Here is a 22,715-nt window from a genome sequence, read left to right as displayed (position 1 = left end):
TTAAATATTAAATTTTTATCTCTTATTCTTTGTAGTACTCACTTTTAACATCTTCTATTATATCACTTTCATCCTCTTCATCATCTTTATCTTCCTCATCTAAATAACTCATCTTCTTTGTTAGAAGGGCTTTATCTTCTGTATTTAGATCCTCTTTTAAAAGGTCAAAGTATATCTCATGATTTTCAAGGTCTACTCTAGCTACTTTTATTCTTACTGGATCTCCTAGCCTATATATATTTTTTGTTCTTTCCCCTACTAAGCTAAGATGCCTTTCATCATATATATAGTAATCATCATCTAGGGTACTTATATGAACCAAACCTTCTACTGTATTAGGTAGCTGTGCAAAGAATCCAAAGCTAGTTACTGAGGATATTACCGCCTCAAATTCTTCTCCAATTTTTTCGCTCATGTATTCAGCTTTTTTCATATCATCTACTTCTCTCTCAGCCTCTTCTGCTGTTCTTTCTCTTTCAGAGGACTGTTTTGCTGCATAGTCTACAATAGGAACAAGCTTTGAAGCTCTTTCTGAGTCAACTTTACCATTTATAAATTCTTTAATTATTCTATGAATCATAAGGTCTGGATATCTTCTTATTGGTGATGTAAAGTGACAATAATATTTAGCTGCAAGGCCAAAGTGTCCTACAGATTCAGGGCCATATTTAGCTTGCATCATGGATCTTAAAAGAAGAGTGCTTACTACACTTTCTTCCTTTTCTCCTTTAACTTTGTTTAATACCTCTTGTAATGAACTTGGATGTATTTCTTTACTCCATTTAACTACATAACCTAGGTTATATATAAATTCACTAAAACGTTGCAACTTCTCTTCATCTGGATTTTCGTGAATTCTATAAATGAATGGGATATTAGCCCAGTACATATGCTCAGCAATGGTTTCATTGCATACTAACATAAATTCTTCTATGATTCTATTTGATATTTCTCTTTCATAAGGTCTTATATCAATTGGTTTACCCATCTTGTCTAGTATAATTTTAGATTCTTCAAAGTCAAAGTCGATAGCTCCTCTATCAAGTCTTTTCTTATTTAATATATTACAAAGCTCTTCCATAGCCTTAAAATCATCATAAAGATAATCATATCTTTCTAACAGTTCATTATCTTCTTTTTTGAGTATCTTTGTTACCTCAGTATAGGTCATTCTCTCACTTGTATTTATTACACTTTCATATATTTCATGTTCTAAAACCTTTCCTGATTTATCTATAACCATAAAACAGCTTAAAGCCAATCTATCTACCTTAGGATTTAAAGAACAAATACCATTAGATAACTTTTGTGGAAGCATTGGTATAACTCTATCTATTAAGTAAACTGAAGTGGCTCTTTTTAGTGCTTCTTTATCTAGTGGGTTGTTTTCCTTTACATAGTGAGATACGTCTGCTATATGAACTCCTAGTTTGTAGTTTCCACTTTCAAGCCTTTCTATAGACACAGCATCATCTAAATCCTTTGCATCTTCACCATCAATCGTTACCATTCTAACTTCTCTTAAATCTTTTCTCTTCTTGTATTCATCCTTTGGTATATGATCTTCTATATTTTCTGCAAATTTTAGAACCTTTTCTGGGAATTCTTCTGGCAATGAGTGTTTTTTAATTATAGTTAATATATCAAGACCCCTGTCACCTTTTTTACCTAATATCTCTAAGACTTTTCCTTCAGGATTTCTTCTCTTTCCTGGCCATTCTGTAATCTCTACTATAACTACATCATTATCATCTGCGCCATTTTTTTGGTTTTTAGGTATGAATATATCATTTTGTATCCTTTTATCTTCTGGAATAACGAATCCAAAGTTACTACTACTTTCATAAACTCCTATGATGGTAGTATTTGTTCTTTCTGTTATTCTTATAATCTCTCCTTCTCTTTTTTTACCATTAAAGTCTTCTTTTGTGACTTTTGCAACAACCTTATCACCGTTCATAGCTCCATTTATAAATGAACTAGGTATAAATACATCTTTTAAGCCCTCTTCATCAGGTATAACAAATCCAAATCCCTTTTGGTGAGCTTGAAGTCTTCCCGGAACTAACCCCATTTTCTCAGTAAGTCCGAGCTTATCTGTATTTGTTTTTACTATAAGTCCTTCTTTTTCCATTACCTTTATTACTTTTTTAAATTCTTTATATTCACCCTTATTTATATCAAAAACAGCAGCTAATTCTCGAATTTCCATTGGTTTATATGTTTGATTTCTCATAAAATTAATAATACTTTCTTTAACGTTCATATAATCACTGCTACTCAAAATACGGACAAACATACCCATATCGAGATTATTACTGTTTCTTCGTGTCTGTCCTCATCTAATAAATTAGATTACTAACATTTGATATAACACTCCACAGTCGTAAATTCCCAACTAGCCATTGGTACATATATACAATTGCTTCTAATTTGCAATTTTGTATATTTTAGCATCTCTCAAATTTAAACTTGCATTTAAATCTCTATCCTCTTTATACCCACATTCACAAATATACTCTCTATCACTTAGTTTTAAATCTTTTTTAATAGAACCACATTCATGACATAGTTTACTTGAAGGATAAAATCTATCAACTATTCTTAATTCAATACCATATTCATTACATTTATTAGTTAATTTAACTCTAAACATATTAAATCCTTGTTTTGATATTGCTTTTGAAAGATGTTTATTCTTCATCATTCCTCTTACATTTAAATCTTCAATAGTAACAAAGCTTGGATTTTGCTTAACTACTTCATTCACAGATTGATTTAAATAGTTTTCTCTAACATTTCCTAAAGCCTGATGAAGTTTTTGTACTTTAACTATTTGTTTTTGGATATTTTGTCTAGTAGCATTTCCTCCTTCTTTTTTAATATTTTTATTTCTTAATTTTAAACTTTCATACTTTCTTGAAAGTTTTCTTTGTTCTCTTTTTAATTTCTTTTCTATTTTCTTAACTCTTTTAGTTTTATTAATGTTCTTTTTAGTAATTCCATTAGACATTATTGAGAAATCTTTTAGTCCTAAATCAATACCTAATCCTTCATTTGAATTAACTTGATATTTTTCTTCGACTTTTACTAATACTGAAACATAGTATCTATTAGCCTTTTTTGATACTGTTCCACTTACAACATTTGCTCCAACTGGTAAATATCCGAATTCTTTTAATCTAACATTCTTTAAAGAAGGTATCATTAATTTATGACGTTCGATTTTCCAATCACCTTTATTATTTTTAGGAAAATAAATTTTAACATCTTGATTCTTTTTCTTTTTAAATCTAGGGAATTTAGATTCTCCCTTAAAAAACTTTTTATAAGCAGTTTCAGCATTACACATAGCTTTCTTTCTAGCTTTAGAACCACAACTATTAATCCAAATATATTCATCTAAAGTTTTAACTTCATGATTTATATATTTATCAAAATCATTAGCATTCATAAATGATTGTTTTTTATCGATTAATCCATCTTTATATTGTTGATACAATTCTTTGTTCTTAGCTAGATAAGAATTATATAAATATCTACAAACTCCAATTTCTTGATTAATCTTTTGTTTTTGTATCTCTGTTGGATTGATTTCCGTTTTGTAAGCTTTTAGCAATTTCCTCATCTTCCTCTATCTTTTTCTTATACTTTCGCATCCCATAAATCTTACAACTAAAAACATGAAGTATGGAAATTATATCTTGAACTAACTCTTCATTAGGTGATAATGTTTCATTATTAACAACTATTATTTTTTGTATTCGAATCGTTTGTTACACCTTTAAATTCAAGATATTGGTCATATGTATAATATCTTCTATCGGTAGGAGTCCTTTTTGCTATTAGTATTTTATCTCTGTCCCATCTTTGCAATGTTTTTACTGATACATTTAATAATCCTGCAAAATCTTCCGGTTTATAGTTTGTTATATGTTTACTCATTATTATCACACTTTGAGTACATATTAACACCCTTAAACACATTTGTTAATATTTTTAATAACTGAAATTTTCCTCCTCTTATGTTTAAATACTATTTTTAATATATATTATTATATTTTGCCCTTAATTTCTATGTTAATTCTAGTATATCTAAGTTATAAGATTAATTATATCATGAAATACATTTAAAAATTATTATGTTTTGTTTAACATTTTTAAATTGCTCTTAAATAGGTCTAAATTAAAAGTAGGCTACTATGATAACATAGAAGCCTACTTTTAAAAGTCTTTTTTATTTAAACATATTTATTAATAGTCCACCATGTTTTACTATAACTGGTGCAAATACTAATGAAACTATAGTCATAAGCTTTATCAATATATTCATGGATGGGCCTGAAGTATCCTTAAATGGGTCTCCTACTGTATCTCCAACAACAGTAGCCTTATGTGCATAACTTCCCTTACCACCATGAACTCCGCTTTCTACGTACTTCTTAGCGTTATCCCAAGCTCCACCTGCGTTTGACATCATTATAGCCATTAAAACGCCTGTAGCTACGGCTCCACCAATAAGTCCACCTAAAGCTTCAGCTCCTAAAAGTATTCCAACTAAAATTGGAATTACTATTGCAAGTATTCCTGGAAGAATCATTTCTTTTAACGCAGCTGCAGTAGATATTTCAACACATTTTGCATAATCTGGTTTAGTTGTTTCTTCCATGATTCCTGGTATTTCTCTAAATTGTCTTCTAACTTCTTCAACCATTTCATTTGCAGCCTTACCTACGGATTCCATAGTAAGTGCTCCAAACAAGAAAGGTAACATAGCTCCTATTAATAATCCTACTAAACTAACTGGATTTAATAAATCTATGTTATTTAGGTTAACTGCTTGAGCATAAGATGCAAATAATGCTAATGCTGTTAATGCAGCTGAACCTATGGCAAATCCTTTTCCTATTGCTGCTGTAGTATTACCAACAGAATCTAATTTATCTGTTATTTCTCTAACTTCAGCTGGTAAATGAGACATTTCTGCTATACCACCAGCGTTATCAGCTATTGGGCCATAAGCATCTACGGCTACTGTTAAGCCTGTTATAGATAGCATTCCTACAGCTGCAAGGGATATACCATAAAGTCCCATAGCCGCATTTTGAAATCCACCCATAACTGAATAAGAAACAAGTATACCAATAGATATTAGTATTATTGGAATTACTGTAGATTTCATTCCTACAGCTAAACCAGATATTATAGTAGTAGCTGCGCCTGTCTCTGCTTGCTCACTTATAGTTTTAACTGATTTGTAATCAGAAGATGTATACATTTCTGTAACCTTACCAATTATCATCCCAACTACAAGGCCTGCTGCTACTGCAAAGAAAGCTTTATAGTTTCCAAATACAGTTTTACTTAATACTGCAGCTGCTATAATAACTATTACTCCACCTACATAAGTTCCTGAATTTAATGCTTTTTGAGGATTAGAATTTTTGCTATTTCTAGCTAATAAAGATCCTATAATTGATGCTATTATTCCTATGCCCATTAATACCATAGGATATAAAACTCCTTCTCCAGTTGTAAATACAACTGCTCCTAAAGTTATAGCGGATATCATAGATCCTACATAAGATTCAAATAAATCTGCTCCCATACCAGCAACGTCTCCAACATTATCTCCAACGTTGTCTGCTATAACTGCTGGGTTTCTTGGGTCGTCTTCTGGTATTCCAGCTTCAACTTTTCCTACAAGATCTGCTCCAACATCTGCAGCTTTAGTATAAATACCACCACCAACACGGGCAAATAATGCAATTGAACTTGCTCCAAGACCAAAACCTGTTAAATAAACTGGGTTACCATCAAACATTAGGTATAATATACTAAATCCCAATACTCCAAGACCTACTACACTCATTCCCATTACAGCTCCACCTGAAAATGCAATCTTCAAGGCTGGACTTTGACCATGTCTTGCTGCTTCTGCTGTTCTAACATTTGCTTTAGTTGCAACTATCATACCAAAGTATCCTGCAACCATAGAGAAGATAGCTCCTACTACAAAACAAATTGCAGTCTGCCAGTTTAAAAATATAACTATAATTGCCGCAACAATAACTATAAATATTGCAAGATATCTATATTCCCTATTCAAAAAGGCCATAGCCCCTTCGTGTATGTATCCAGCAATCTCTTTCATTCTATCATTACCAGCATCTTGCTTAGATATATCCTTAGCTAGAATAAAAGCAAATATAAGAGCTAAAATTCCACTAAGTGCTACTAAATAGATATAAGTAGAGTTCATAAAAAAAACCTCCTAATAAAATAATTTATACTTATTAATTACTTTTATATTAAAGACTTCATTCATCTTAAACTTAGTACAATTTAATAATTAAGTTAAGACCAAATATTTTCCTATCTCTAAATAAAAATAAAAATAAATCATTACAATAACATTGAATTTAATAAATACAAATGCTCATAAAAAAAGCTGCCTTTAAGATAATAAAGTTTCTTTTATTAAAGGCTCTTTAACCTTCTAAAATCAACACCATTATAAGCAGCAATAAGGTTTATGTAATCTTACAACCTTATTATAATAACAAAATCTTAAGTATAGGTTATTAACTATAATCTTAAATTTCAAAATCTTCTTTGTTAATATTCATTGCTATTATAATCTATACTATATTTAATGCTATAGTAGTAATCGCAAATAAAATTGCTGTAACTACTGTAAGTTTTACAAGCAGCGCTTCTTTAGTTCTAGACTTATTTTTGCTAAAAAATGTTTCTGATCCTCCAGTTATAAATCCTTTTAACCCATCTGCCTTACTTGGTTGCATTAAAACTACTGTCATAAGAGCTAATGCTAATATAAATTCTAAAACCACTAAAAAATTATGCATTATAATTCCCTCCTAAAATATATTACCTTTTATATGTAATATACATAAAGTCATTTTAGCATATTACAATTAAGTTTACAACTTTTTTAATTTTATTTGCAATGTTTTTTGTATTATTCTATGAATAACATATGCTATTTGAAATATTAAGCTTAAAAATAAGCCTACTCTCTTCTTTAGAGTAGGCTTATTAAGTAAATAATCTTATTTAAACTACTTATTACTAAAACTTTTATTTAAATTATCTATTTTTAATATTATTAAAAGCTTTTATTCCTCTGTATTCAGCCATGTCATCTAATTCTTCTTCTATTCTTAATAATTGATTGTATTTAGCAACTCTTTCACTTCTAGCTGGAGCTCCTGTCTTTATTTGTCCTGCATTTACTGCTACAACAAGATCTGCTATTGTAGTATCTTCTGTTTCTCCTGATCTATGAGAAACTACTGCAGTGTATCCAGCTCTTTGAGCTCTTTCAATTGCATTTAAAGTTTCTGTTAATGTACCAATTTGATTTAACTTTATAAGTATTGAATTAGCTACGCCCTTTTCAATCCCCATGTTTAATCTCTTAGTATTAGTTACAAATAAGTCGTCTCCTACTAGTTGAACTTTATCTCCTATCTTTTCAGTTAGAAGTCTCCATCCCTCCCAGTCCTCTTCTGCCATACCATCTTCTATTGATATAATTGGGTACTTACTTGCAAGCTCTACATAGTAATTAGCCATTTCTTCTGGAGTAAGTATTCTTCCCTCTCCTTTTAAGTTGTAGTTTCCATCTTCAAAGAATTCTGATGAAGCTGGGTCAAGAGCTATAAAGATATCTTTTCCTGGTTTGTATCCAGCTTTTTCTATAGCTTCTACTATAATTGCAATTGCTTCTTCATTAGAACCAAGGTTTGGAGCAAATCCACCCTCATCACCTACACCAGTATCATATCCTTTAGATTTTAATAATGTCTTTAATGTATGATATACTTCTGAACCCATTCTTAAAGCTTCGCTAAAAGATGAAGCTCCTACTGGCATTATCATAAATTCTTGAAGGTCTACGTTGTTATCAGCATGTTCTCCACCATTTATGATATTCATCATAGGTACTGGAAGAACCTTTGCATTAACTCCACCTATATATTGATATAGTGGAAGTCCTAAGTAGTTAGCTGCTGCTTTTGCTACTGCTAGAGATACCCCTAGTATAGCATTTGCACCTAGTTTACCTTTATTTTCTGTTCCATCTAATTCTATCATAAGATTATCTATAGATACTTGATCAAATATATTCATACCTACAAGTTCTGTTGCTATGGTTTCGTTGATGTTTTCAACTGCTTTTAAAACACCCTTACCTTTAAATTTAGATTTGTCTCCATCTCTTAATTCAACAGCTTCAAATATTCCTGTAGATGCTCCTGATGGTACTGAAGCTACTCCAACAGTTCCATCTTCTAATGTTACTTCCACCTCTACAGTTGGAAATGATCTTGAGTCTAATATTTGTCTTGCAAAAATGTCTACTATTTCAACATAATTTTTCATTAATTATACCTCCTATTATCGTTAAGTCTTTATTTATATTATTGCTATAAAGAAGATATATAATACCTATGACTTCCTTATAGCTATATATCTATTATTTGATCAAAGATTCTGCTGTCATTTCAACAGGAGCTTCAAGTCCCATTGCTTGTAATATTGTAGGTGTTATATCTGAAAGTCTTCCCTCTTCTCTAAGAGGTGTTGCATTATTTGAAATATATATAAATGGAACCTTATTTGTTGTATGAGCTGTCATAGGGTTCTTTGTTCCATACTCTACCATTTGTTCTGAATTTCCGTGATCAGCAGTTACAAATAGAGAACCATCCTTTTCTAATATCTTATCTGAAATTTTACCTAAACATTCATCTATGACTTCAATGGCTTTTTTAGCAGCTTCAAATACGCCTGTATGACCTACCATATCTGGATTAGCAAAGTTTAATATTATCATATCATATTGATCTTCATCTATTTTTTCTATTAACTTTTCAGTTACTTCATAAGCACTCATTTCAGGTTGTAGATCATAAGTTGCAACCTTTGGGGATAACACTAAAACTCTATCTTCGCCTTCATTTGGAGCTTCAACTCCTCCATTAAAGAAGAATGTAACATGTGCATATTTTTCAGTTTCAGCTATTCTTAGTTGCTTTTTCCCAAGTTTACTTACGTATTCTCCAAGAGTATTAGTATATATTTCTGGTTTATATGCAACTTCTACCCCTTCAAGTGTCTTATCGTATTGTGTCATGGTTACATAAGTCAAATTTAAAGTTGTCCTTGGGAAACCTTGGAATTCTTTATCATTTAATGCTCTAGTTATTTCTCTTGCTCTATCTGGCCTAAAATTGAAAAATATTATAGAATCATTGTCTTCTATCTTACCTACAGGAGTCTCATTTTCTTCTATAACACAAGGTAATATGAACTCATCTGTCTTATTATCCTTATAAGATCTTTCTACACATTGAACTCCAGATGTAGCTCTGTCACCTTCACCAAGTACCATAGCATTATAAGCTAATTGAATTCTTTCCCATCTATTATCTCTATCCATAGCATAATATCTACCACTTATAGTAGCTATCTTGCCAAGCCCTATTTCATTCATATATTTTTCCATGTCAGCTATAACTTCAATGCCTGATGTAGGGGGTACGTCTCTTCCATCTGTAAATGCATGTAGGTAAACCTTAGTTAACCCTTTATCTTTTGCCATTTGTAGTAAGGCTTTAACATGATCTACATGGGAGTGAACTCCACCATCTGATAAAAGGCCTAGAAGATGTAATGCACTGTTATTTTCCTTTGCCTTATCCATAGCTAAGTTTAAAGCTTCATTTTTGAAAAATTTACCTTCTTCTATTTCTTTTGTAATTTTAGTAAGCTCTTGATAAATTATTCTACCTGATCCTATATTTAAATGTCCTACTTCAGAATTACCCATCTGTCCAGCTGGTAATCCTACATCTAGTCCACTTGCATTTAAGTATGTGTGTGGATAACTACTCCATATCTTGTCGTAATTTGGTTTATTTGCTGCAAGTACAGCATTTCCTTCGGCTTTATCTGTTGCTCCAAATCCATCTAATATCATTAACATAACTGGTCTTTTAGTCATAATATTCCTCCAACGTTTTTATTTATAATTCTTTTATAATTAGAATTTTATAATTAATTACTAGAGTAATATTCTATATTCTAACATATAAAAGACATTCAGTTGATAACAATTATCTTTGTAATTATTATACTACTTATGTATACCTAAGACAATAGAACTGCAAATAGTATACAAGACTTAAATAATATAAGATCTTTTCTAATTTTAAGTTCTATGCTTAGGATAATATATCTAAAAGGAATACTTAATAATTGACTATGGCAGAAAACTCTGTTGAAACTAGGCTAGCTCCACCTACTAATGCACCATCAATATCTGATTTTGCCATTTGCTCTTTTATTGTAGATGACTTAACTGAACCACCGTATTGAATTCTTACTTTATCTGATACTTCTTTTCCGTATAATCCTTCTACAACTTTTCTTATGTGTGCTATAGTTTCATTTGCTTCATCAGAAGTAGCTGTTTTACCTGTGCCTATAGCCCAGATTGGCTCATAAGCTATTACAATTTGTTCTACCTTATCTTTTGAGATGCCCATAAGGTCTAACTTAATTTGAGATCCAATTATTTCATTTGTTATATTAGCTTCTCTTTGAGCTAGTGATTCTCCAACACACAGTATAGGAATCATATTATGACTAAATGAAGCTTTTAACTTCTTATTTACACTTTCATCTGTTTCATTAAAGTATTGTCTTCTTTCACTATGTCCTATTATAACATAATCTACTCCCATAGATTCTAACATTCCTGGAGATATTTCTCCTGTAAACGCTCCTTTTTCTTCAAAATGCATGTTTTGAGCTCCAACCTTTATATTACTGCCCTTAGCTGCTTTTAATACTGCATCTAAAGATATAAATGGTACACAAACCACTACATCACATTTGCTATTTTTAACTAAAGGTTTTAAATCTTCTATAGTTTTTACAGCTTCATCCACTGTATAGTGCATCTTCCAGTTTCCTGCTATAATTGGCTTTCTCACTAAAAACACCTCTTTCTTTTAATTTTCAGGGTAATTATTTGTGAATTAAATATTATTTATATAGGTAATTATTTATAATTTCTATAACATTTATTAGTTATTACTTATTACTTGTCACTCAAAGCAACTATTCCTGGTAATTCTTTTCCTTCTAAAAATTCTAAAGAAGCTCCACCACCTGTTGATATATGGGTCATTTTGTCTCCAAATCCCAATATATTAACAGCTGCTGCTGAATCTCCTCCACCTATTATAGTTACAGCATTAGATTCTGCCATAGCTTTTGCAACTTCTACAGTTCCTTTTGCAAAGTTTTCAAATTCAAAAACTCCCATAGGTCCATTCCAAATTACAGTCTTTGCCATCTTTATTTCATCTGAAAATAGCTTTGAAGTTTTTGGTCCTATATCAAGTCCCATGTATCCTTCAGTTATATTTTCATCTTTTGTTATAATAGGGGTTGCATCTTTTGAGAATTTATCTGCTATTACATTGTCTACAGGTATTAATAATTTAACATTCTTTTCTTTAGCTTTTTCCATCATTTCTTTTGCATAATCTACTTTATCCGCTTCAAGTAATGAAGTTCCTATTTCATAACCCATTGCTTTTAAGAAAGTAAATGCCATTCCTCCACCTATTATTAAAGTATCTACCTTATCTAATAAGTTGTTTATAACATTTATCTTATCTGAAACCTTTGCGCCTCCAAGTATTGCTACAAAAGGTCTTTCTGGATTTTCTATAGCGCTTCCTAAAAACCTTAATTCTTTTTGAATTAGATATCCACATACTGAAGTTTCAACAAATTTTGTAACTCCTACTGTAGATGAATGAGCTCTATGAGCAGTTCCAAATGCATCATTTACATATATATCAGCAATGGATGCTAATTCCTTTGAAAAGCTATCTTCATTTTTACCTTCTTCAGGCCTAAATCTAGTGTTTTCTAAAAGAACTATATCCCCTTCATTCATCTTTGATATAGCTTTTTTAGCATTTTCTCCTACAACCTTATCATCTGCTGCAAATACCACTTCTTTTTCTAGTAACTCGCTTAGTCTTTTTGCTACAGGTGCTAAAGTTTTTGTTGAATCTGGTCCTTTAGCTTTTCCAAGGTGAGAACATAATATAACCTTAGCGCCATTTTCAACTAAGTATTTAATTGTAGGCATAGCTCCTAAAAGTCTATTTTCATCTGTTATAACTCCATCTTGAAGTGGAACGTTAAAGTCACATCTTACTAAAACCCTTTTCCCTTTTACTTGAACATCTTCTATGGTCTTTTTATTAAATTTCAAAACTTTCACCTCTTTTTATATATTTATCCGATGGCTACCATCCGTAACACCCCTATCCTCTTCAAGGTGGGGAATGACGGCTGCTACGCCCCTGGATAAGTTCTTCTAAAACTCAGATGGAGAGATGTATTCCTTATAAGCAAACTCCACCTGAGTCTAAGAATCACTTGATAATATCAAAGATTTATATATTAAAATAGTCTGGCCTTATAGCTTTAACTAACTACAAAACCAGACATTTATTAAATCTTCTTTAAAGCTAATTTTTATATTAAAAATAAAATTTAAATTTTAAAATTATAGGCTTTTTGCAATCTTTGAAGTAAGGTCTGCAAGTCTATTTGAATATCCCCATTCGTTGTCATACCAAGAAACTACCTTTGCCATGTTTCCTTCTATAACCATAGTTGATGGTGCATCTATTATAGAAGATCTAGCATCTCCTCTGTAGTCCATGGATACTAATGGCTCTTCTTCGTATCCAAGTATACCCTTCATGTAAGTTTCTGATGCTTCTTTAAATGCTGCATTTATTTCTTCAACTGTAGTATCTCTTTCTAGTTCTACAACTAGGTCTGTGCAAGAAACAGTTGGTGTTGGAACTCTAAGTGAGAATCCATTTAATTTTCCTTTTAATTCTGGTAATACAAGTGCAACTGCCTTAGCAGCTCCTGTTGTAGTTGGTATCATTGATTCTGCTGCTGCTCTTGCTCTTCTTAAATCACTATGAGGAGCATCTAATATTTTTTGATCATTTGTATATGAGTGAATAGTTGTCATAAGACCCTTCTTTATGCCAAACTTTTCTTGTAAAACCTTAGCAAAAGGTGCTAAGCAGTTTGTTGTACAAGATGCATTTGATATAATGTTGTGCTTAGATGGATCGTATTTTTCATCATTAACACCCATAACTATTGTTATATCTTCATTTTTAGCTGGTGCAGATATAACAACTTTTTTAACTGATCCTTGTGCCATATGATCTTTAGCTTTTTGTCCATCTGTAAAGAATCCTGTAGATTCTATAACTATATCTACTCCCATTGAAGCCCAGCCTATGTTCTTAGGTTCTCTTTCAGCAAATATCTTTATTTCTCTTCCGTCTACCACTATTGAATTTTCTTTTGCTTCTACGGATTTATCGTATCTACCAAATAATGAGTCATATTTTAAAAGATGAGCTAATGTTTTAGCATCTGTTAAATCATTTATTGCAACCACTTCTAATTGATTACCGTAATTTGCTACTAATGCCTTAAAAACATTTCTTCCTATTCTTCCAAATCCATTTATTCCAATTTTAACCATTTGTAATCTCCTCCTAATTTATACTTAGATTATTTATTATAAATATTTATACACTTTAATTAGATATTTTAAGTTGTTTTAGTCACACTTTTAATTGATTAATAATTTTAAATTTATATTTAAAATTATTAATCAAGTGTATAAATAAGTTTATAGCTCTTTTATTATTGCCATAAGCCCTCTAGCAGCACCCTCATCTGTAATAAGTGTACTATTAGAATTTCCAAACTCTGTGGAAATGATAGCATCTGCTTTACTTGAACCTCCAGCTACAGCTATAACAATAGGTATTCTTTTTGTATCATTTAAGGTTACACCAACAGCTGATGTTGAACATACAAGTTTACCTTTTTTATCAAAATAACATCCAAAGGCTTCTCCTTCTGCACCACTATCTACTATAGATTTTACCTTACTAAGTTCCATACCTCTTTTTAATGCCATTTCTTCTGCTTTTCCAATGCCGTATATTAAAACATCTGAGGACTTTATACTATCTAAAACATTTTTCACATCTTTTTCTTTTAATATACTTTCTAATATTTTGTCACTTATGTTGTCTGGCACGTGAAGCATTTTATAATGTCCATTTACCTTTTTAGATAAATTAGCCGCTAGTGTATTTGCTTGAGTTTCTACATTTATACCCATGCCACCTCTAGCCGGAACAACTAATACATCTTCTATATTATTTATCTTAGATAAACTATCTACTACTTCTTTTATTGTACTTCCTCCGGTTAAGGCTATTGTGTATCCTGATTTTAGAGTGGCCTTTAAAAAGTTTGCTCCTGCTCTACCAATTTCCTTAATCACCGTCTTGTCTTCATCCATATCTCCTGGAACAATAATTACATCTTTAAGGCCTAGTGTTTCTTTTATTTTAATTTCGATTTCAGATAACCCTTTTATTTCATGAATAAAATTTTTGAGCTTATCTATTATTTCTTCTCCTTCTTTTGTAACCGTCATTCCTGGGGTATTTATCTCTATAAGGTTTTGAGATTTTAAAAAGTTTATTTCTGTTCTTACTATTCTCTCCCCTATTTCTAAATTATTGGCAAGTATTCTTCTTCCAATAGGTTGATTATAATATATAGTCCTTAAAATATTATATCGTTTTTCTAAAAGGTCAATTAATTCAGGAACTATCTTTTGTTGTAACTTTAGAATTTCTTCCAAAGAAAACACCCCCTTGGTCACCAAATGTCCCAGTTTATTTTTTACTGTCCCACAACTATTATTATATGTCATTTTTTTAAGATTTTAAAGCATGTTTCGAAAAAAGTTGTTAACAAATTGTTAACTCGCATAGATTTAAGATTTATATTAAAACCTTTTTCTTTTACTTGAAGATTTTATTTGTAGCTCATCTCTATATTTTGCCACAGTGCGACGTGAAATATTCATACCATTTTCACTCAATTTTTCACAAATAACTTGATCTGAAAGTGGTTTGTTTTTATCTTCTTCTTCAATTAATCTTTTCATTTCTTTTTTAATATTGAAAACTGAAATATCTTCTCCTTCTTTTAAGCTATAAACTCCAGTAGTAAAAAGATCTTTAAGTTTAATAGTTCCTTTATTTGTATATATGTATTTATCCTTTATAGCTCTACTTATAGTTGATTCATGCATGTTTAAACTTTCAGCTATTTGTTTTAATGTCATAGGTTTTAAATACTCTTTGCCAAACTCAAAAAAATCATATTGAAGCTCTATGATTTTTTCTATTACTTTATATATAGTGCTCTTTCTTTGTTCAATACTCTTAATTAAAAACATAGCACTATTTATTTTTTCCTTTACAAATTCAGTAGCCACATCATCTTTTTCTTGATTTAATATATCTTTATATAATGAATTTATAGAAAGTCTTGGCATCAAACTTTCATTCATCTCGATATAATATTTATCATCAACTTTTCTAATATAGGCATCTGGAGATACATATTTAACTTCTTCTCCCGTGAAAAATCCCCTTGAAGGTTTAGGCTCTAATGTTTTTATCTTATCACCATAAGTTTGAGCCTCTTTTACAGTAATATTTAATGCTTTTGCAATGTTTTGATATTTATTTTCCGATAAGTCTTGTAAATGTTCATCCACAATTTTACATATATTTTCATCCAAGAAATGTTTTTTTCTCATTTGAATTTTAAGACATTCTTTTAAGTTTCTAGCTCCTATACCATCTGGCTCAAAGTTTTGAACTATTTTTAAGGCATCATTAAAAGTATCTGTGTTTATCTTAAGTTCTTTTGCTATATCTTCAATAGATAAACTTAAATAGCCTTTGCTATCTAAACTTTCAATTATATACTCACAAATAGCCTTTGTGTAATCATCTTCATTTAATTCAGATACTTGCTCATATAAATACTCCTTCAATGACTTTTCACTGGATATAAAATTAAAAGGTGAGATTTCTTCATGTTCATTATAATTTTTGTAATTTTTAGAGCTATAATTATCGAACTCTAAATATTTCACTAATTCTTTATATTCAATTATGTCTTTTTGTTCTTCTTCTTTTTTGTTCTCATACTCTACCTCTAAAATAGGATTTTCTTGAAACTCATTTTCTATATATTCTTGAAGATCATAACTAGACATCTGCAAAAGCTTTACAGAAAGTTGCATTTGTTGAGTCATTATTAATTTTTGTTCTTGAGCTAAATTTAAGCTAAAATCCATCTTCATATTCTTCAATCACCCTATTTATTATTTTAATTAATACAATTATACCATGCCAAACTGTTTTGTAAATTATAGCACTTCATTATAATTTAAATTTAGGCATTTCCAAAAACGCCACCCTACTGGTTAGTGTTTTTGAAAATGCCTTAAATCAGTATCTATATAATTGATTATCTCTCACCTTTTTTGTATGGAACTCCGTCTGCTAGTGGTGCTTGAGTCTTTCCAACAAATCCCGCAAGCATTATCATTGTTAATAAATATGGGAAGGCTGCATAAAATTCTCCTGGAATGCTCCATCCAAAACTCTTTGCATATAATTGTAAGGTTTCAGCAAACCCAAATAGCATACATGCAAGCATAGCATTTTTAGGTTTCCAATTACCAAATATCATAGCTGCAAGAGCTATAAATCCTCTACCACTTACCATGTTCTCTCTATAAAGGTTCATGATTCCTATAGATAATGTAGCTCCACCAAGTCCACCTAATACACCTGATAGTAATACAGATAAATAACGCACCTTGTATACACTTATCCCTAATGTATCTGCTGCCTTTGGATGTTCTCCAACAGCTCTTATCCTTAAACCTAGTGGTGTTTTATATATTACATATTGTGATACAAAAACTAATATTAACGCAATCCAAACAAACCAATTTAACTCTGCTAAAAGAGGTCCTATTAATGGCACCTTACCAAAAGCTGCAGATGGATATGGAAGTGCTGTTACTGTACTTGTTTGTGAAGGTGTCCCAAAGAACTTATATACAAGGTATCCCACCAATGCTGGTGCAAATACGTTAATTCCAACACCTGATATAACTTGATCTGCCATAAGGTGAATACTTAAATAAGCATGTATTGCTGCAAAAAACATTCCACCTACTATGGCACATATTACACCAATCCAAGGATTCCCTGTAAGATAAGATCCAAGTACTGCAAAGAAGGCTCCCGCTGTCATTATACCCTCTAATGCTATATTTACAACTCCAGATTTTTCAGAGAAAATTCCACCTAAACTTGCAAATATAAGAGGTGTTGCTAATCTTAATGTAGCAGATATTATACCAATAATCGTTAAAAACAACATATTACTCATTTACAATGGCCTCCTTTTTTCTCTTTTCAGAAATCCATTTAAAGATGTATTCAGCCGCTATAAATAATATTACTATTCCTTGAACTAATGCAGATATAGTTTTGGGTATTCCATAAAGCATTAATGTACCAGAACTTAAATTCAAAGCACCAAATAATAAGGCTGAAAAAATAACTCCTATTGGATTACTCTTAGCAACTAAAGCTACAGCTATACCATCCATTCCAAAGTTTGGAAAGGCAAATAATTGAACTGATTGATGTTGCACTCCTGCTATGTGAATTGCCCCACCAAGTCCTGCAACTGCTCCTGAAATTGCCATAGCAAGTATTATATTTTTCTTTATGCTTATTCCACCATACTCTGCTGCAAATGGATTAAGACCTACAGCACGTATTTCATATCCTATAGTTGTCTTCCAAAATAGAATATATATTAACACTGCTAGTAATATTGCTATAAATATCCCTGTATTTAATCTATAATTATCTCCCAAAAATCTTGTAAGATAAGCACTTTCTTTAATTGGGAAAGTAGATGCACTATCTGGTTTATGAAATACACCCATAGTGAAATAATTTGCTAAGTTCATAGCAATAAAGTTCATCATTATAGTGTTTACAACTTCATTAGTTCCAATCTTAGCTTTTAAATATCCAGGTATTGCTGCCCAGAATCCTCCTGAAACAATACCAACTATAAGTATTAACATTATATGTATGCCTCTTGGTATTCCAGGTATAAGTCCTACCATAGTAGCTGTCATCATTCCAATTATAAATTGACCTTCAACACCTATATTAAATAGTCCTGTCTTAAATGCTATAGCATGAGCAAGACCTGTAAATATAAGTGGTGTAGTAAATACTAAAGTTTCTATTAACTGTGACCTTGATCCAAAGCTTCCTGCCCAAATAGATGAAAAAAGTGTTTTAGTTGATTCAGCAAATCCTGTATTTAATGCGAGCATTACAAAGAAAATAGAAATAAATAAAGCAACAATAATTGAAAAAGCTGAAATGGAAAATTCTCTTACAAATCCCGGTAATTCTTTTTTCTCTTTTTTAGGATTATTCATGACTTTCTCCTCCCTTCACTTCTTTCTTTAATGTGCCACCAGCCATTAATATGCCTAGCTTTTGTTCCGTAGCATCTTTTACATCTAAGATATCAACTATTTGGCCATCATAGATAACAGCTATTCTATCTGCAAGAGAAAGTACTTCATCTAGCTCTAAGGATACTAAAAGTACTGCTCTATTATTATCCCTTTCTTCAACTAATCTTTTATGAATATACTCTATAGCTCCTACATCTAATCCTCTTGTAGGTTGAGCTGCTATAAGCAATTCTGGGTTTTTTTCAATTTCCCTTGCTATAACTATTTTTTGTTGATTTCCACCCGATAGTGATGATGCAGTTACATCTTCATTAGGGGTTCTAATATCATAGTTTTTAATTAGTCTTTTTGTATAATCTTTAATTTCTTTATAATTCATCATGATGCCTTTTGCAAAAGGTGCTTTATAATGAACACCAAGTATAGAATTTTCATATAAAGAGTAATTTAATATAAGTCCTCTTTTATGCCTATCTTCTGCTATATGTCCTAATCCTGCTTCTATGGCATCTTTTGAAGTTTTACCTGTTATATCTTTACCGTTTAACACAATCTTGCCACTAAGTGGCTTTCTAAGCCCTGCTATAGCTTCTATAAGCTCAGTCTGGCCATTACCATCTACCCCTGCTATAGCTAGTATTTCTCCTCGTCTAACCTCTAAATTAACACCTTTAACTGCTGGTATCTTTCTATGATCCAAAACCTTAAGATCTTCTATCTTTAAAACTGATTCTCCAAATTTTATATCACTTTTTTCTACTTTTAAGTTTACTTTTCTACCTACCATCATTTCCGCAAGTTCATCTATATTAGTTCCTTTTGTTTCTATAACACCAATAAGCTTTCCTCTACGAATAATAGTTACTCTATCACTCATAATCATAACCTCTTTTAATTTATGAGTAATAAGTATTATGGATTTACCCTCTTTTACAAGGTTTTTTAGGATTACTCCTAATTCTACGATTTCCTGTGGAGTAAGAACTGCTGTAGGTTCATCTAGTATAAGAATTTCTGCTCCTCTGTAAAGAGCCTTCAATATTTCCACCTTTTGCTGTTGTCCCACTGTCATGTCTTCTATTATAGCTTCAGGATCTATATTAAAGCCATATTTTTGTGAAAGCGCTTTAGTATCGGCTATAGCTTTATTTATATCTAAATTTAATCCCTTTTTAGGTTCGTTACCTAATATCATGTTTTGAGCTACTGTAAAGTTATGAACTAGCATAAAATGTTGATGAACCATTCCTATACCTAAATCTATGGCTTCTTTTGGATTATTTATGCTTACTTTATTTCCTTTTATAAATATATCTCCTGCTTCTTGCGCATACAGTCCATAAAGAACATTCATCAAAGTTGTCTTTCCAGCTCCATTTTCTCCTAGTAAAACGTGGATTTCTCCTTTGTTTAAGTCAAAATCAACATCTTCATTAGCAATTACACCTGGAAATACTTTAGTTATACCCTTCATTTCAACAACTTTTTCCACGAAATCCTCTCCTTCCTATTTTATTTGAAAAAGACTAGATGCGGGGCATCTAGTCTTATTATGTTTTAAAACTACTTAATTTCTACTGCTTTGAATTTTAAAAGTTCAGCACGTGTGCCTGGAACTACTATTTTACCATCTTTTATTTCTTGTTCAGCTTTTTTGGATAAATCCATAGCATCCTTTGAAACATCAGGATGTACAGTTGGAGCTATTCCAACAGCGCCTTCTTTAATTCCTAATACTTTAAGTTTTCCGCCTACAAATTTATCAGCTTGAATATCTTTTATTGTATCTATAACAGCAACGTCAACTTTTTTCTCCATAGAGAATAAGATAACATCTTTGTAGTCTTTTGCTGTAACTGCTTGGTCTGAGTCAACACCTATTGCAAATTTATCCATGTCTTTTGCTGCTTTAAATACTCCAAGTCCTGCACCACCAGCTGCATGGTAAACTATATCAACTCCACTACCATATAAAAGTTTTGCTGCTTCAAATCCTTTACCTTGGTCATCAAATGAATCAATGTATTTAACGTTTTGTCCTGGTGTTTTTTCGTCTTTAGACATTAGTAACTTACCTGCTTCTTCGTTAACGCTCATAACTCCAGCTACGAATCCAGCTTCAAATCTACCAATAACGTCTCCTTCTTTACCACCGACAAATCCAATTTTATTTGTTTTTGTCATTTTACCAGCTATTACTCCTGCTAAGAATGAACCCTCATGTTCTTTAAATGTTATTGATGAAACATTAGGATTTTCAACTACAGCATCAACTAGCAAGAATTTTTTGTCTGTAACTTGTGATGATACGTTTTTCATTGCATCTTCCATCATAAATCCACAGCCTACTATTAAGTCAGCTTGATTTGACATAGTCTTTAAGTTTGGCTCATAAGCATCTTGTTGTTTTGATTCTATTGGATTCAATTTTTGAATTCCTAAATCCTTACTTGCTTGTTCTATACCTCTTACTGCAGACTCATTAAAGGAACCATCATTAACTCCTCCTTGGTCTGTAACTAATCCAACTTTGATCTTTTTAGTATCCCCCGCTGCTGGCGCTTTATCCCCTTCAGTAGTTTTGCTAGCACATCCTGCAAATAATGTAGCTACAACTGCAACTGATGCTAATGCAGCAACTAATTTTTTCTTATTCATACTAATTCCCTCCTATTTTTTATACTTCCCTCACAACATAAAATTCTATAAACCTTTTAAAAACTATCTTAATCTTTATATAAAGCAAATATTCTTTTAAATTTATCATATTTCATATGCAATTATACGTTTACACTAGGTGAAAATACTAAACCGCTTACATACTCATTATAAAAACTAAACTTTCTTTAAAAATATTTTATAGAAAGTTATCTATGTTGCTTTTATATTATATCATAATATATTTGTAAATGGAATATAGAATTTTAAAAAACATATTCTTTTAGCTGTAGTTTATTTCCAAACTACAGCTAAAAGTTTTATTTTATGACTTAAACCCTGTCTTAACTAATATTTCTTCTGCTTTAGTTCCTTCATCTTCACTTACTAGAACTATAGGTCCTGTACATCCCATACCACTTTCGGAGTATACATTTTCCTTCCAAAGAGCTCTGCACGCATCTTCAAGTTCTAATATGTCTATTCCAGCTATAGAATAAGTTACAACCTTTTTAGGTGGCATTTTAACTTCTTCCTCAGCAGGTTTAACCTTTTCTTTTGTATTCTTTGCTATTATATCTTTTAGACCAGCCTTATTAGCCTTACTAAATTCGTCTTTTGCTACGCCTATTAAGTTATTTGTTGCACAAGTAGCTGAATATCTTAAAGCTTCACAAATAAGTGGTGCTCCTGATGCTCTAGAAACTATATTAACTAATTTAGTATAGCCTTCTCCAACACCTGGTCCATAACCTGCGCCTACTGTTTCGTAGTTTCCACCTGTAGTAAAGGATGAAAATAGTTTTACTAATATATTACCTGTAAGAGAATCACAAATCATAACATCTGGTGTTGCAGTTAAAAGATCATTACCTCTCATTACTGAGCCACCATCTGCTCTTAAAGATTCTGAAAATTGTAATTCATATCCATTATCTTTTAACTCTTTTAATATACGTTCAACTTGTCTTGCACCATCAATATTTAATATTCCTAGTGTAGGATTCTTAATTCCTAAGGATTTAGCTACAGCTATTCCTGAAATGGCATTTAACACCATTCCCTCTACTCTATTAGTTGATGTAGTACCTGTTGTAGTTGCTAATATAAGATCTCTTCCAGTAGCAGGTGTAGATACCTTACCTACTGTGGAAACTCCTATTGGAAAATCAAAGTGTTGAGTTACGCAGCCTTGTATTTCCCCTGATTCTAATAATTCAACCATTTTCTTATGGCCTTCTTCGGCATTTTCAACTTCAACTATATTAAAGTCTCCATCTACCTTAGGTCCAATAAGCACTATTTCAAAATCATTATATTTATTTTTTGCGAGTTCTGCAGCTTTTACCATTTCTTCTACGCCATGTTCACTACCAAAGGTAGTAAGGCCTATTTTAACTTTTTCTTTAAAATTTCCACTTTTTATTCCTTCTGCTATGTCATTAAACACATCAGCTATCATACCTTTTACTTTTAATTCTTCCATTACACTCAC

General features: G+C 31.3%; 16 protein-coding genes and 1 pseudogene. All 17 read right to left on the bottom strand.

Annotated elements, in window-relative coordinates; all coding sequences use genetic code 11:
* Positions 1–22: 22 nt before the first annotated feature.
* Complete coding sequence (gene rnr / locus BV55_RS0109210) at positions 23–2,266, bottom strand: ribonuclease R (RefSeq protein ID WP_029452545.1); 2,244 nt, start codon at positions 2,264–2,266, stop codon at positions 23–25.
* A 162-nt stretch (positions 2,267–2,428) separates the two neighbouring features.
* A complete protein-coding gene (locus BV55_RS0109205) occupies positions 2,429–3,619 on the bottom strand; it encodes an RNA-guided endonuclease TnpB family protein (protein ID WP_029452544.1) in 1,191 nt (396 codons plus the stop codon).
* Positions 3,561–3,933 (bottom strand): annotated as a pseudogene (locus BV55_RS15355) (IS607 family transposase). The gene BV55_RS0109205 and the pseudogene BV55_RS15355 overlap by 59 nt, the downstream one beginning before the upstream one ends.
* 304 nt (positions 3,934–4,237) lie before the next feature.
* Positions 4,238–6,262: a sodium-translocating pyrophosphatase gene (locus BV55_RS0109195; protein WP_029452542.1), complete on the bottom strand. Its 2,025-nt coding sequence runs from the start codon at positions 6,260–6,262 to the stop codon at positions 4,238–4,240.
* Between the two features lie 379 nt (positions 6,263–6,641).
* The gene (gene secG / locus BV55_RS0109190) at positions 6,642–6,869 is read right to left on the bottom strand and encodes a preprotein translocase subunit SecG (RefSeq protein ID WP_029452541.1); all 228 of its coding nucleotides are present in this window, start codon (positions 6,867–6,869) and stop codon (positions 6,642–6,644) included.
* A 241-nt stretch (positions 6,870–7,110) separates the two neighbouring features.
* Positions 7,111–8,409: a phosphopyruvate hydratase gene (gene eno, locus BV55_RS0109185; protein WP_029452540.1), complete on the bottom strand. Its 1,299-nt coding sequence runs from the start codon at positions 8,407–8,409 to the stop codon at positions 7,111–7,113.
* Positions 8,410–8,503: 94 nt separating this feature from the next.
* The gene (gene gpmI / locus BV55_RS0109180) at positions 8,504–10,033 is read right to left on the bottom strand and encodes a 2,3-bisphosphoglycerate-independent phosphoglycerate mutase (protein WP_029452539.1); all 1,530 of its coding nucleotides are present in this window, start codon (positions 10,031–10,033) and stop codon (positions 8,504–8,506) included.
* 247 nt (positions 10,034–10,280) lie between these two features.
* Positions 10,281–11,027, bottom strand: a complete 747-nt coding sequence (gene tpiA / locus BV55_RS0109175) for a triose-phosphate isomerase (RefSeq protein ID WP_029452538.1) — start codon at positions 11,025–11,027, stop codon at positions 10,281–10,283.
* A gap of 107 nt (positions 11,028–11,134) precedes the next feature.
* Entirely contained in the window at positions 11,135–12,328 is a 1,194-nt protein-coding gene (locus BV55_RS0109170) for a phosphoglycerate kinase (protein WP_029452537.1), read from the bottom strand.
* A 297-nt stretch (positions 12,329–12,625) separates the two neighbouring features.
* A complete protein-coding gene (gene gap / locus BV55_RS0109165; protein ID WP_029452536.1) occupies positions 12,626–13,636 on the bottom strand; it encodes a type I glyceraldehyde-3-phosphate dehydrogenase in 1,011 nt (336 codons plus the stop codon).
* Between the two features lie 150 nt (positions 13,637–13,786).
* A complete protein-coding gene (locus BV55_RS0109160; protein WP_029452535.1) occupies positions 13,787–14,818 on the bottom strand; it encodes a sugar-binding transcriptional regulator in 1,032 nt (343 codons plus the stop codon).
* 147 nt (positions 14,819–14,965) lie between these two features.
* Entirely contained in the window at positions 14,966–16,333 is a 1,368-nt protein-coding gene (rpoN, locus tag BV55_RS0109155) for an RNA polymerase factor sigma-54 (protein ID WP_198023230.1), read from the bottom strand.
* 173 nt (positions 16,334–16,506) lie between these two features.
* Complete coding sequence (locus BV55_RS0109150; RefSeq protein ID WP_035794342.1) at positions 16,507–17,442, bottom strand: ABC transporter permease; 936 nt, start codon at positions 17,440–17,442, stop codon at positions 16,507–16,509.
* The gene (locus BV55_RS0109145; protein WP_029452532.1) at positions 17,435–18,520 is read right to left on the bottom strand and encodes an ABC transporter permease; all 1,086 of its coding nucleotides are present in this window, start codon (positions 18,518–18,520) and stop codon (positions 17,435–17,437) included. The genes BV55_RS0109150 and BV55_RS0109145 overlap by 8 nt, the downstream gene beginning before the upstream one ends.
* Positions 18,513–20,054, bottom strand: a complete 1,542-nt coding sequence (locus BV55_RS0109140) for an ABC transporter ATP-binding protein (RefSeq protein WP_029452531.1) — start codon at positions 20,052–20,054, stop codon at positions 18,513–18,515. The genes BV55_RS0109145 and BV55_RS0109140 overlap by 8 nt, the downstream gene beginning before the upstream one ends.
* 71 nt (positions 20,055–20,125) lie before the next feature.
* Entirely contained in the window at positions 20,126–21,220 is a 1,095-nt protein-coding gene (locus BV55_RS0109135) for a BMP family lipoprotein (protein ID WP_029452530.1), read from the bottom strand.
* A 325-nt stretch (positions 21,221–21,545) separates the two neighbouring features.
* Positions 21,546–22,706, bottom strand: coding sequence for a glycine/sarcosine/betaine reductase complex component C subunit alpha (gene grdD, locus BV55_RS0109130; RefSeq protein ID WP_029452529.1), 1,161 nt, complete (start codon positions 22,704–22,706; stop codon positions 21,546–21,548).
* Between the last annotated feature and the right edge of the window lie 9 nt (positions 22,707–22,715).

The organism is Clostridium algidicarnis (genome assembly GCF_000703125.1).
GTDB lineage: Bacteria > Bacillota > Clostridia > Clostridiales > Clostridiaceae > Clostridium_L > Clostridium_L algidicarnis.
The sequence above is the reverse complement of the archived record's forward strand: the minus strand, read 5'-3'. Positions and strand labels throughout refer to the sequence as shown.

Coding starts and splice junctions, on each gene's coding strand:
- rnr (WP_029452545.1), bottom strand. CDS start 2,266: ATGAACGTTAAAGAAAGTATTATTAATTTTATGAGAAATCAAACATAT.
- BV55_RS0109195 (WP_029452542.1), bottom strand. CDS start 6,262: ATGAACTCTACTTATATCTATTTAGTAGCACTTAGTGGAATTTTAGCT.
- secG (WP_029452541.1), bottom strand. CDS start 6,869: ATGCATAATTTTTTAGTGGTTTTAGAATTTATATTAGCATTAGCTCTT.
- eno (WP_029452540.1), bottom strand. CDS start 8,409: ATGAAAAATTATGTTGAAATAGTAGACATTTTTGCAAGACAAATATTA.
- gpmI (WP_029452539.1), bottom strand. CDS start 10,033: ATGACTAAAAGACCAGTTATGTTAATGATATTAGATGGATTTGGAGCA.
- gap (WP_029452536.1), bottom strand. CDS start 13,636: ATGGTTAAAATTGGAATAAATGGATTTGGAAGAATAGGAAGAAATGTT.
- rpoN (WP_198023230.1), bottom strand. CDS start 16,333: ATGGATTTTAGCTTAAATTTAGCTCAAGAACAAAAATTAATAATGACT.
- BV55_RS0109150 (WP_035794342.1), bottom strand. CDS start 17,442: ATGAGTAATATGTTGTTTTTAACGATTATTGGTATAATATCTGCTACA.
- BV55_RS0109145 (WP_029452532.1), bottom strand. CDS start 18,520: ATGAATAATCCTAAAAAAGAGAAAAAAGAATTACCGGGATTTGTAAGA.
- BV55_RS0109135 (WP_029452530.1), bottom strand. CDS start 21,220: ATGAATAAGAAAAAATTAGTTGCTGCATTAGCATCAGTTGCAGTTGTA.
- grdD (WP_029452529.1), bottom strand. CDS start 22,706: ATGGAAGAATTAAAAGTAAAAGGTATGATAGCTGATGTGTTTAATGAC.